Consider the following 12,703-nt stretch of genomic DNA (forward strand, 5'->3'; position numbering starts at 1 on the left):
CTACCGCTCACGGGCCTTTAACCAGGTCCTGTCCGCAGCCGGCATCAAGCACCGCTACACCCGCCCCTACCGGCCCCAGACCAACGGCAAGGTCGAACGCTTTAACCGCACCCTGGCCCTCGAGTGGGCCTACGCCCACACCTACACCAGCCAGACCCAGCGCGAGGCCGCCTACCAGACCTGGCTCCACCACTACAATCACCACCGACCCCACACCGCCCTGAACGGCCAAACCCCCGCCAGCCGCGTTCACAACCTCACAGGGAAGTACACCTAGTCCTGACATACACTGTCGGCCCCCTTGACGGATCGGTAGATTCCTGGGTGGTGCTCCCCGCTGACCTGCGAGGACCCGCCCCGTTCCCGTTGCGAGGAGTCCCCTATGACGGCTCATCCGCCCGCCGCCCACCCTCATCCGATCGCGCAGCCACCTTCTCAGCCCTCTTCAGCCTCGACGCCGGCACTGCCCGTCGACGAGTCCGACGACCCCTCGGGCGCCGCCGGGGCGACCGGAGTCCGCGCGGGCGAGCGGATCATCGACCGGATCGAGCGGGCCGACATCGTACGCATCGCGGTGGTGGGACTGGCGGTCCTGGGCGTCTGGGCCGCCGGCTCCACCGCCCCCGGCTGGGCGGTGGGCCTCGTGGGGGCAGCGACCCTGGTGGTGGGCTGCTGGCCGCTCATCGTCGAGGCGGCCGGGGACCTGCGCGAGCGGCGCATGAGCATGGAGCTGTCGATGCTGCTGGCGATCGTGGCGGCCGCGGCGATCGGCGAGTGGGTGACGGCGCTGGCCGTGACCGTCTTCGCCCTGAGCGCGGAGGTGCTGGAGGACCTGTCGATGGACCGGGGCCGCGACGCCCTGACCGACCTCATGTCCTTCCTGCCGCAGACCGCACGGGTGGTGACTGACCCGGAGAGCGCCGAGACTGCCGAGACCACCGAGGTGCCCCTGGACGAGGTGCGCCCGGGGCAGGTCATCGCCCTGAGCCCCGGGGGCCGGGTGCCCGTCGACGGCGTGGTGCGCACCGGCCGGGCCGACGTCGACCAGTCCCGAATCACCGGGGAGTCCCTGCCCGTCCAGGTCGGGCCGGGCGACCGGGTTCCGGCCGGGTCGATCACGCGCGGGGCCCTGGAGCTTGAGGTCGAGAGGGTCGGTGAGGACTCCTCCTACGGGCGGATCGTGGCGGCGGTTCGGCACGCCCAGTCCTCTCGCGCGCCGGTCCAGCGCCTGGCCGACCGGCTGGCGGCGCGCATCGTCTACCTGGCGCTGGCGGCGGCCCTCGTCACCTTCCTGGTCACCCGGGACGTGCGCGCCACGATCTCGGTCATCATCGTGGCCGGCGCCTGCGGGGTGACCGCGGGCACGCCCCTGGCGGTCCTGGCCGCGATCGCCCGCGCCGCCCGCTGCGGGGCCTTCGTCAAGGACGGCACCCACCTGGAGCAGCTCTCGGCGGTGGACACGGTGGTGCTGGACAAGACCGGGACCCTCACCGCGGGTGCGCCCCGGGTCGTGTCCGTCGTCCCCGCGGAATCCGATGCGGAGCCCGGCGCGGAGGAGGTCGAGATCCTGGCCCTGGCGGCAGCGGCGGAGTGGAACTCCGAGCACCCGATCGGCCTGGCCATCCGCACCGAGGCCGCCGTGCGCGACCTGACGGTGCCGGTGCCCGACGACGTCACCTACTCCCCCGGCGCCGGCGTGAGCGCCCACGTCAATGGGCGCCGGATCACGGTGGGGCGCCACAAGGAGCAGGTGCATCCACCGGACCAGGACCTGGAGGCAACCGCGCCGACTCACAGCGTCGCCATCGCCTCCAGCAACGCTGACCCCGAGGCGCCGTCGGCCAGCTCCGTGGTGGAGGTCAGGGCCGACGGCCGGCTCCTGGGCACGATCGCCCTGACCGACCGGCTGCGCCAGGGGGCGGCCACCGCCGTGCACGACCTGGGCGAGATGGAGCTGGAGGTCCTCATGCTCACCGGGGACTCGGCCGCCTCTGCGAGCCACGTGGCCCGCGCGCTCGGTCTGGCTGAGGAGCAGGTGCGCGCCGGGCTCCTGCCCGAGGACAAGGAGGTCTTCGTCCACTCGCTGCGCCAGGCGGGCAAGTGCGTGGCGATGGTGGGCGACGGCGTCAACGACGCCCCGGCCCTGAGCGCCGCCGACGTCGGCATCGCCATGGGCACCGGCACCGACGTGGCCCGCGAGGCCGGGGACGTGGTGCTCGTGGGCTCGGCCCCGACCGACCTGGTCGAGACCGTGCGGGTGGCGCGGCGGGCCCGGCGCATCATCATGGTGAACTTCGTGGGCACGGTGGTGGTCGACGTCGCGGGCATGATCGCTGCCGGTCTGGGGGTGCTGGGGCCCGTGGCCGCGGCCCTGGTGCACGTCGTCTCCGAGTCCGCCTTCATCCTCAACTCGGCCCGCCTCGTGCCCCGCCCGGCCCGCAGGCGCTGAACCGGTCGGAGCGGTCGGGGGCACGTGACCCGCCGCGGTCGTACCTTAGGTCGCGCGTTCGAGGGATAAAGGGTACGAACGCGCGTCCCACCCTACGAACACGCGGACGCCCCATCGTGCGTTCGCAACAGGGTTCAGGTCCTTCCCCGTTTTAGTGCACACATGGGCGCGCAATACCAGGCCGTGGGCCGTCGGACCTCGTTGTCCCCGGTGAGACGATCCGTCACTTTGACGCGATATTCCGCGCGAAAGCAGGAACCTACCGCACCACATGGTGCACGAGACGCCATCTCCGTGGCATGATCGTTGGGCCTTAGTACCCAGGAAGCAGCACCGCGGCTGCCAGCCCGGCCCCGTCGCGACCTGGCCGACCTTCATCAGTACTCACAGTGGAGTAGCCATGACGCCAGCCGTCCTGTCAGCCCTACCGGCGCACCCGGCACCGCTCGCCCCAGCCCTGGCGGGTCTGCCCGCCGCCTTCACGCCGTCGACCACCGCCGTGGGCGGCAACGTCTACCTCACCGCCGCGGTGGGGCTGCTGCCGCTGGTGGTGTTCTTCGTCCTCATGGGTGTGTTCAAGGTGGCGACCCACTGGTGCGCGATCATCTCCCTGGTGGTCGCGGCCGTCACCGCCGTGGCCCTGTTCCACATGCCGGTGGGGATGACGGTCATGAGCGCCACCCAGGGCATGGCCATGGGATTCGTCCCGATCGTCTACATCATCATCGCGGCCGTGTGGCTCTACAACCTCACCGATGTCTCGGGCAGGTCCGCGGACCTGCGGGCCGTGTTCAACGCGATCGGCAAGGGCGACATGCGCGCCCAGGCCCTCATCGTGGCCTTCTCCTTCTGCGGTCTGCTCGAGGGGCTGGCCGGCTTCGGCGCCCCGGTGGCGATCGCCGCCGCCATGGTGGCGACCCTGGGGCTGCCCAAGATCAAGGCGGCCGTCGTCGTCATGGTCGGCAACGCCATCAACGTGGGCTTCGGCGCCATGGCGATCCCCACCACCACCGCAGGCCAACTCGGGGGCGAGGACCCGGTGACGGTCGCCACCGCCATGGGCCACCTGACCTGGGTGTTCTGCGCCTTCATCCCACTCATCCTGCTGTTCATCCTCGACGGGCTGCGTGGGGTGAGGCAGCTGTGGCCGCTGGCGATCGTGGCGGGGCTGGCCACCGGCGTCGGTCACTTCTTCACCCCCTCGATCTCCTACGAGCTCACCGCGGTGCTGGCCTCCCTGATGGGGCTGGCGGCCTCCTACATCTTCCTGCTGGTGTGGACGCCCAAGACGCCCGAGGAGTTCCGCTCCCACGTGGCCGCCGACGACGCCCCCGACCGCGAGCGCGTCCTGCTGGCCCTGCTGCCCTACATCCTGGTGGTCGTCATCATTGCGGCGACCAAGCTGTGGACCCTGGGGATCAATCTCAACGAGGCCTTCAAGGACACCGACCTGCCGGTGCAGTGGCCCGGCGTCTACGGCCAGCTGGTGACCGCTGATGGCGAGCCCGCCAAGAGCGCCGTCTACACGCTCCAGACGCTGTCCAACCCGGGTACCTGGATCTTCCTGACCGCCATCATCGTCACCTTCATCTACACGGCGCGCTCCGTGCCCGGCAAGTTCGAGATGAGCGTGGGCAAGGGATTCAAGACGCTGGCGACCACCTGCTACACGCTGCGCATGGCGATCCTGACGATCGCTGCCGTCATGGCCCTGGCCTACGTCATGAACTTCTCCGGGCAGACCTCCGCCATCGGTGCGGCCCTGGCCGCCACGGGCGCCGCCTACGCCTTCCTGTCCCCGGCCCTGGGCTGGGTGGGCACCGCCGTGGCCGGCTCGGCGACGAGCGCCGGCGCCCTGTTCGCCAACCTCCAGGCCACCGCCGCCCAGGGGGCCGGACTGGACCCGAGGATCCTGCTGGCCGCCAACACGATCGGTGGCGGGCTGGGCAAGATCGTCTCCCCGCAGAACCTGGCGATCGCCTCGACCGCCGTCGACGCCCCCGGCACGGACGCCGAGATCCTCAGGAAGGCGGCGCCCTACTCCATCGGGTTGCTGGTGGTGCTGGGAGCGCTCGTGCTCCTGGCCTCGCAGGTGGGGCTCGGTATCTGAGCCGGCCCGTCACGGAGGCGACGACGCCGGCCGCCGTCCGTTCCTACAGGGCCCCGGCCGGCCCGGCTGCCCCGAGCACAGCTTCCTGCACGTCCGCACCCTCGGATCCTCCACGGTCCGGGGGTGCGGACGCGTCTACGGGCTGCGACGTCGGATCGGGGACGTCCTTCTCGGTCGGGGACTGCGATTCCTCGCAAACCACTGGGCCCAGGCCCCAGTCACCTGCGAGAAAGCGCAGTCCTCGCCACGAAGGTACGTCCTCGACGACGCTCGCGGACGCGGCGCACTCACTGTCGTCACCTCCGACGTCGTCGCAGACCATCGAGGGGCCTCACAGACCGTCCAGGACCAGACCAAGCCCCGAGCGCAGGTGCCCGACCACCTCGTCCGGCTCTATCGGCGGGGCGTTGAGCAGATCGAGGGTCAGCCCGTTGACGAGGGCCGTCACCAGGCGGGCCCCCTTGGCGGGCGACAGGCCATCGCGCACCAGGCCCGCCTGCCGGGCGCCGTCCAGGACGTCCTCGGTCCATGCCCGCATGATCTGAAGCGCCTCCCAGTAAGGGGCCGCCAGCCAGGGCCTGGTGGAGGCGGCAGCCCCGAAGGCGACCCAGGCGGCGGCGTCCTCACGCTGCACCGCCCCGATCGGCAGAAGCTCGGCGAGAGCCCCCACCAGGCTCTCCGGCTTCGCCGGGTCCACCTGGTGGGAGGCCACGCGCTCGGCCTGACGCTGGACGGAGCGGACGAGGGCGTCGGTCAGCAGGGCGCGTCGACTCGGCGAGCGGTACTGGACGGTGCCCGGGGCGACGCCGAGCCGGGCGGCGACGCTGCGCACGCTGACCCGGTCGAAGCCCTGCTCGGCGATGATCGCGATGGTGGCCTCCGCGGTCGTGCTCACGGCCGGCGACATCGGGGCCTCGAAGACCGACCGCTGGTCGCTGTCCTGGCCCTTGTCCCGATCCGCCTCCCGGCCCACATCCTGGCCCATGGCGCTGTCCCCCATCGCTCTGCGTCTCCGTCTTTGTCTCAGCCGTCGCCTCTGTCCTTGCCTGAGGCACCCTTCGGCATCCTATGCGCCTGCTCCGGCGACCCCTCGGATGCTCCACGGCCGGTTGCCTCAACGAGCCACCTCTTATACGATCGTACGACCACTCTCGTACGGTCGTATAACGATGGTCGCTCGGCAAGAAAGGGAAGGCGCCTCATGCAACACGCTGCGACGCTCGCAGGCCTGGCCCTTCTGGACTCCACCAGCCTGGGCACGCTGGTCATCCCGATCGCGCTCGTCGTGCGCAGCCGCCGCGTGGAGCGCGGCCCCATGGCCGTCTACCTGTCCACCGTGTGCCTGGTGTACCTCGGCCTGGGCATCGCCCTGGTCGCCGGCTTCGACCTGATCGGCTCCACCGTGGCGCGCCTGGCCCAGACCCAGGCGGCCCAGTGGGCGACCCTCGTGATCGGGGTGGCGCTGGCAGCCTTCGGCATCCTCGGCCCCGACCCGGTCAAACCCGAGCCCGGAACCGACTCCCTGGGAAGCCGCCCCACTCCCACCTCAACCAGGGCGATGATCCTCCTGGGACTGGGAGCGTCCCTGGCCGAGGCGGCCACCATGGTCCCCTACATCGCGGCGACCGGAATCATCGCCGCCTCGCCGACGTCGTGGCCGACACAGATCGCCACCCTGGTCCTGTACTGCCTGGTCATGATCGCACCCGCCCTCATCCTGCTCACGCTGGCCGACGCACTGGGGCAGCGCTTTCTGCCGCGGCTGGCCAGGATCGCGCCCAGGCTGGAGCACGAGGCCAAGGTCACCCTCCTGTGGGTCGCGGCGATCCTCGGCATCCACCTGGCCTGGCGCAGCGCAGCCGGTCTGGGCCTGGTGGGTTAGCCGTTCCGACGACGACATCGAGTCCTGAGGCAGGCAAGGCGCGGCCCACAAAGGCCGGGACTGAGGTCTCGGAGCAGATAACAACAGTGACCCATGACGCAATAACGCCCTGGGACCTACCTCCCACACCCTGCGGCAACCGCCCTTCCGGGCCCCATCCACTCCGCCCGGAACTGCGTCATCCCACCGGAAAACCCACCCCGAGAAACGGGACTAACCGGCCGGGAGCCCGAGGTTGTCAGATGACCTGCGTCGTCGGGCCGTAGCCTGAGGCACAGCCGAGGCCGCAGCAGATCCCGCCCTGACGCAGGCAGTCCGGGTCGGCCCTCGTGAAGACACTGGCACCTACGACGTCGTGGAGGCATATCGTGCGAATCGCCCTTTTCGCCACCTGTCTTGCGGACACCATGTTCCCGCAGGCAGCGCAGGCAACCGTCACCATCCTGGAGCGGCTCGGCCACCAGGTCTGCTTCCCCGAGGGGCAGGTCTGCTGCGGCCAGATGCACGCCAACACCGGCTACTTCAAGCAGGCCGCCAAGATCACCCGCAACCACGTGGAGACCTTCTCCCCCGTGCTCGACGGCGAGTGGGACGCCATCGTCATCCCCTCGGGCTCGTGCACCGGCGCGGTGCGCCACGAGCAGGGCCTCGTGGCCGAGCACGTGGGAGACACCGCCCTGGCCAAGCGGGTCGAGCAGATCGCCGCGCACACCTACGACCTCACCGAGCTGCTCATCGATGTCCTGGGCACCGAGGACGTGGGCGCCTACTTCCCGCACACCGTCACCTACCACCCCACCTGCCACTCGCTGCGGATCGCCAAGGTCGCCAACCGCCCCTACCGCCTCCTCAAGGCCGTCGAGGCCCTCACCCTCATCGACCTGCCCGATGCCGAGGTCTGCTGCGGCTTCGGCGGCACCTTCTCCATGAAGAACTCCGAGACCTCCACCGCGATGCTCGCCGACAAGATGAGCAACGTGATGTCCACCCGCGCCGAGGTCCTGTGCACCGGCGACTACTCCTGCCTCATGCACATCGGCGGCGGCCTGTCGCGCGTCAACTCCGGGGTGCGCATCATGCACCTGGCCGAGATCCTGGCCTCCACCAAGGACGCCCCCTTCGAGGGCAACATCTCCTTCGCCCCCAGGTACGTCCAGCACACCGAGACCTCCCACTACGCGCAGGCGGTGGCACGATGACACAGGTATTCCTGGGCATGCCCCACACGGGCGGATGGCGCACCGACGTCGAGCAGCCTGAGAACACGCTGCGCTGGGGGCCCACCTTCCCCGAGGGCGCCCACAAGACGCTGGCCAACACCCAGATGCGCCGCAACCTGGGCCACGCCACCCGCACCATCCGCTCCAAGCGCGCCCAGCGCGTGGCCGAGATGCCCGACTGGCAGGACCTGCGCGACGCCGCCGAGGCCGTCAAGTTCGAGGTGGCCTCGCGCCTGCCCGAGCTGCTGGAGCAGTTCGAGGCCAACGTGACCGCGCGCGGCGGCATCGTCCACTGGGCGCGCGACGCCGCCGAGGCCAACCGGATCATCGCAGGCATCATCGCCTCCAAGGGCGTCGACGACGTCGTCAAGGTCAAGTCGATGGCCACTCAGGAGACGAACCTCAACGAGTACCTGGCCGACCGGGGCATCACGGCCCATGAGACGGACCTGGCCGAGATGATCGTCCAGCTCGCCGACGACATGCCCTCGCACATCGTCGTGCCCGCCATCCACCGCAACCGCTCGGAGGTGCGCGGCATCTTCCTGGACCGGATGGACGACGCCCCCGACGACCTCTCCGACGACCCTCAGGAGCTCACGGCCGCGGCCCGCTCCCACCTGCGCAACAAGTTCCTGCACGCCTCGGTGGCCGTCTCCGGCACGAACATGGGCGTGGCCGAGACCGGCACGGTCTCCATCTTCGAGTCCGAGGGCAATGGGCGCATGTGCCTGACCCTGCCGGACACGCTCATCACCCTCATGGGGATCGAGAAGCTGGTGCCCCGCTTCCAGGACGTGGAGATCTTCTCCCAGCTCCTGCCGCGCTCGGCCACCGGCGAGCGCATGAACCCCTACACCTCCATGTGGACCGGCGTCACCGAGGGCGACGGCCCCAAGGAGTTCCACCTGGTGCTCATGGACAACGGGCGCACCAAGACCCTGGCCGACCCGGTGGGCCGCCAGGCGCTGGCCTGCATCCGCTGCGGGTCGTGCATGAACATCTGCCCGGTCTACCAGCACACCGGCGGGCACGCCTACGGCTCGGTCTACCCCGGCCCGATCGGCTCGATCCTCACCCCCCAGCTCACCCAGGGGCTGGCCGACGACGACCCGGTCCACACCCTTCCCTTCGCCTCCTCCCTGTGCGGGGCCTGCGGCGAGGTGTGCCCGGTCAAGATCGACATCCCCACGATCCTCATCCACCTGCGGGCCCGCTCGGTGGACGTCAAGCGCCGCGCGGTGCCCGACGTGTGGGACGTGGCGATGAACGTCTCGGCGCCGGTGATGTCGAAGAGCTCGCTGTGGGCGGCGGCCTCGGAGACGGTCAAGGCCTCGGCGCTGCTGGGCGGCAAGGAGGGCAAGATCGGGGCCCTGCCCTTCCCGGCCTCGCTGTGGACCGGGGCGCGCGACCTGCCGGTGGCGCCCTCGGAGACCTTCCGCCAGTGGTGGCGGCGCACCCACCCCGACGGCGAGACTCCGGTGAACGGGGCCGCCGGCCACCTGTACGACGCCGGCGACGGGTTCCCGGCCGATCCGCCGCCTCCCGGCGAGGCGGCCACCGGGCCGGTGCCCGGCAGCGCGGCGGCCGACGGCGAGCCCGCCCCGGCCGCGCTGGACGCGCGCTCGGCCATCGTCAACCCCGAGCCGGTCGCCCCGGGCACCGCGTCCCAGGCCCCGGCCGGCTCGACCAGTGAGGAGGAGCTGTGATGGACGCCAAGTCAGCGATCCTGGCCCGTGCCCGCGACGCGATCTCGCGGTCCCAGACCCGGCCGGTGGGACCCGTCCCCCGCAACTACATCCGCGCCGGTCAGAACCCTCCGGGCTCCAAGCCCGTGGTCGACGAGATGATCGAGAAGCTGGAGGACTACTCCGCCGGCGTGATCGTCGCCCCTAAGGACGCGGCGATCCTGGACGCCATCGACGAGCTGCTCGGCGAGGCGCGCACCGTCGTCGTGCCCGACGGCCTGCCCGAGGTCTACAAGGAGGCGGCCGCCCGCGGTGGGCGCACCGTGGTGGAGGACTCCCGTAAGGCGGCGATCGCCACCCTCGACCTCAACGAGATCGACGCCGTGGTGACCTGCTCGCGCGTGGGCGTCTCGATCTCGGGGACGATCATCCTCGACGGCGAGCCCGACCAGGGCCGCCGGGCCATCTCCCTGGTGCCGGACAAGCACGTCGTGGTCCTGGAGCGCGAGTCGATCGTGCCGACGGTGCCGCAGGCCGTCGACGTCCTGGGCGAGCACCCCACGCGCCCGATGACCTGGATCGCCGGCGGCTCGGCCACCAGCGACATCGAGCTGGTGCGCGTCAACGGCGTCCACGGCCCGCGCAACCTGCGCGTCGTCGTAGCGCACTGAGGGCCGTCACTGAGACCGCCTCGAGGCGATCCGGAGACAACGAGGGACCACCGGGAGACACTGGAGAAATGCCCACCAACGACCGCCTGACCGGCGCCTGGCCCGCCTCGCAGCGGGAGGCGGGTGCCGGTCGGGCGCGCAACCAGCAGGACGCATCCACCCGGCGGACCGGCATCGTGGCCCTGGCCCGCGATCGCGGCTCCCTGGCCGTGGCCGACCTGCCCGAGCGCTTCGGGGTCTCCCCCGAGACGATCCGCCGCGACCTGCGCCGCCTGGAGGAGGCCGGGCAGATCGTGCGAGCCTACGGCTCCATCCGCGCCGTCGACTCCGGCTCCTTCGAGACCGGTCAGCAGGAGCGTGCCGAGCACTCCACGCAGGAGAAGCTGCGAATCGCCGCCGAGGCCGTGGCCCGCATCGGCCAGGCCAAGACCATCGTCATCGACGAGGGATACCTGCCTCTGCTCATCGGCCGGGCCCTGCCCACTGATCGCCCACTGACCGTCGTCACCACCGCCCTGCCCACGGCCATGGAGATGGTGGCGGTCCCGAACCTGACCGTCTACGTCGTCGGCGGCCGGCTGCGGGGCGGGACCTTCGGCGTCGTAGACCACTGGGCCGAGCGAATGCTCGGTGCGATGGAGCCGGACCTGGCCTTCGTCGGCGCCAACGGCGTCACCGAGGAGGGGTGGCTGACCACGCCCGACCCGGCCGTCGCAGCGATCAAGGAGACGATCATCAGTGTCTCCCGACGCCGGATCTTCGTCGGCGACCACGAGAAGTTCGGACGCTCCACCTTCACCCGATTCGGACGGGTCCGCGACATGGAGTGCCTCATCACCGGGCGCGAGCTGCGCGAGTCCACCGCCCGACGCTTCGCCGTCCTCGGCCCCGAGATCGTACGGGTGTAGGCCGCGCTGCGTCTGGGCTGCGGCGGGCCTGCGCGGCCGCACCGTGCGCGGGGCCTTGAGGCACCGGCGACGGCCCTGTCGGAGACTCCCCACCGAGGCCCGGTCCTCGCACAACAGTCACCGCACGCTCGTCAACCCACCCGCCCCGCACCGGAGGGCGCTTCCAGCATCCGGACAGGCTCGATCCGTTGAGCCCCACGACCAGCCGTCACGCGGCCCCCTCCGGGGGACGCGCGCCTCAAGAAGCCGACCGTCGCCGGTCGGGAAACGGGCGCCAACCGGTCACTCGCAGCACGGAAACGGGCTAGGGAGCCACGCGGATCGGCTTCATGCTGGATACAGCGGCCCGCACAAGGGTGTCGGGCCGGGACAGTCATCGAAAGGGCCGTGATGTCCAGCAGAAATCCAGTCATCACACTCATCCAGAGGACCGGGTTCCCCACAGACCTGGCCGGGGGCTTCCTCGCCGTCATCATCTTCGTCATCGGCGACGGCATCGAGGCCGTGTGGATCACCAACTATCTCTCCAGCGAGACGGTCGGCTTCGCCGTCGACTCCGCCTCTCGCATCGTCACCACCTACGGCGTCATGGTGGCCGTCGCGGCCTTCCTTTCAGGCGCGCTGTGCGACGCGATCGGTCCGCGCAAGGTGATGCTCATCGGAGTGGTCTCCTTCCTCATCTTCGACGCGCTCTTCATCGCCGTGGCGCTTCCCAGCCAGAACATCGCCCTGGTGTACATCACCTACGGGATGCGCGGCTTCGGCTACCCGATGCTCGCCTACGGGTTCCTCACCTGGGTCATGATGGTCACCCCGCCCGAGCGTCAGTCCTCGGCCTCCGGCTGGTTCTGGTTCGCCTTCTCCCTGGGCATGCAGATCATCGGCTCCTACCTGTCCGCCCAGATGCTGCCCGTCTTCGGCCACATCGCCACCCTGTGGTTCGGATGGGTGCTGGCCGCCGTCGGAGGCGCCGCCACGCTGCTGTTCCTGCGAGGGCACGCCTCGGCCTCCCACACCAAGGGGATCTCCGTGCTCACCTCACTGAGCGACGCCGTCTCCGTCCTGTGGCGCCACCCCAAGGTCTCCCTGATGGGGATCGTCAAGGTCATCAACCTGGCCGGTCAGTACGGCATGCAGGTCTACTACATCGTCTACCTGCAGAAGGTCTACGGCATGGAGGAGTCGCGCGCGATCCTGACCTTCACGATCTTCGGGGTCGTCGCGGTCATCGGCGACGTCGTCTGGGGCGTCCTGGGCGATCGCTTCGGCTGGCGCAACACCCTCCAGTGGGTGGCCACCCCCGTCACCGCCGTGTCCCTGGCCTACCTGTACTTCATCCCGATGGTGGCCGGGCCGAACTTCTGGCTGATCTCCCTGGGCATGGCCGGAGTCGGCATCGGCCTGAGCGCGCACGTGCCCACCACGCCTCTCATCATGGCCCACGCCAAGGGCGAGACCGGCAACGCCCTGGCGATCCTCAACTTCGGGGCGGGTCTGGGGACCTTCGTCGGCCCCGGTCTTGTGGCCCTGTTCATCAGCAACGAGAACACGGCGGCCGGCTACCTCGGCCCCGGCATGGCGCTGGCCGGGATCTACGTCCTGTCCTTCTTCATCCTGTTCTGGCTCAGGCTCCCCGGTAACGCCCGCGTCCTCCACGGCGAGGCCCAGGTGCACGACGACGATCCGGAGCCGGCCGGCTCAGCGGCTCACTGAAGCCCACTGAAGCCCGTCGACGCCCACCGACTGGTGTCACCCGCCGACCCTGACGACATTCA

The 12,703-nt window shown here is 70.4% G+C and carries 10 protein-coding genes; 9 read left to right on the forward strand and 1 reads right to left on the reverse strand.

Annotated elements, in window-relative coordinates; translation table 11 throughout:
• From HCR68_RS10080 to HCR68_RS10090, 3 genes are all read left to right on the forward strand, one after another.
• A partial coding sequence (locus HCR68_RS10080; RefSeq protein ID WP_167149121.1) for an integrase core domain-containing protein occupies positions 1-277 on the forward strand: 277 nt, incomplete at its 5' end.
• Positions 278-382: 105 nt separating this feature from the next.
• Entirely contained in the window at positions 383-2,449 is a 2,067-nt protein-coding gene (locus HCR68_RS10085) for a cation-translocating P-type ATPase (RefSeq protein ID WP_167149123.1), read from the forward strand.
• Positions 2,450-2,849: 400 nt separating this feature from the next.
• Positions 2,850-4,559, forward strand: coding sequence for an L-lactate permease (locus tag HCR68_RS10090; RefSeq protein ID WP_167149125.1), 1,710 nt, complete (start codon positions 2,850-2,852; stop codon positions 4,557-4,559).
• 331 nt (positions 4,560-4,890) lie between these two features.
• On the opposite strand, the gene HCR68_RS10095 is transcribed toward HCR68_RS10090, so the two are convergent.
• A complete protein-coding gene (locus HCR68_RS10095) occupies positions 4,891-5,544 on the reverse strand; it encodes a helix-turn-helix domain-containing protein (RefSeq protein WP_167149195.1) in 654 nt (217 codons plus the stop codon).
• A gap of 216 nt (positions 5,545-5,760) precedes the next feature.
• Here HCR68_RS10095 and HCR68_RS10100 point away from each other — a divergent pair, with 216 nt between their 5' ends.
• The 6 genes from HCR68_RS10100 to HCR68_RS10125 all read left to right on the forward strand — a co-directional run bounded on the left by HCR68_RS10100 (position 5,761) and on the right by HCR68_RS10125 (position 12,641).
• Positions 5,761-6,441, forward strand: a complete 681-nt coding sequence (locus HCR68_RS10100; RefSeq protein WP_167149127.1) for a GAP family protein — start codon at positions 5,761-5,763, stop codon at positions 6,439-6,441.
• A 368-nt stretch (positions 6,442-6,809) separates the two neighbouring features.
• Positions 6,810-7,640, forward strand: a complete 831-nt coding sequence (locus tag HCR68_RS10105; protein WP_167149129.1) for a (Fe-S)-binding protein — start codon at positions 6,810-6,812, stop codon at positions 7,638-7,640.
• Positions 7,637-9,370: a LutB/LldF family L-lactate oxidation iron-sulfur protein gene (locus tag HCR68_RS10110; protein ID WP_167149131.1), complete on the forward strand. Its 1,734-nt coding sequence runs from the start codon at positions 7,637-7,639 to the stop codon at positions 9,368-9,370. Before HCR68_RS10105 ends, HCR68_RS10110 begins: the two co-directional genes overlap by 4 nt.
• Positions 9,370-10,020: an LUD domain-containing protein gene (locus HCR68_RS10115; protein ID WP_167149132.1), complete on the forward strand. Its 651-nt coding sequence runs from the start codon at positions 9,370-9,372 to the stop codon at positions 10,018-10,020. Before HCR68_RS10110 ends, HCR68_RS10115 begins: the two co-directional genes overlap by 1 nt.
• Positions 10,021-10,088: 68 nt before the next feature.
• Positions 10,089-10,928, forward strand: a complete 840-nt coding sequence (locus HCR68_RS10120) for a DeoR/GlpR family DNA-binding transcription regulator (protein ID WP_167149134.1) — start codon at positions 10,089-10,091, stop codon at positions 10,926-10,928.
• A gap of 390 nt (positions 10,929-11,318) precedes the next feature.
• Entirely contained in the window at positions 11,319-12,641 is a 1,323-nt protein-coding gene (locus tag HCR68_RS10125) for an RbtT/DalT/CsbX family MFS transporter (protein WP_167149136.1), read from the forward strand.
• Positions 12,642-12,703 lie beyond the last annotated feature (62 nt).

It is taken from the genome of Actinomyces sp. ZJ308, assembly GCF_011752065.1.
GTDB lineage: Bacteria > Actinomycetota > Actinomycetes > Actinomycetales > Actinomycetaceae > Actinomyces.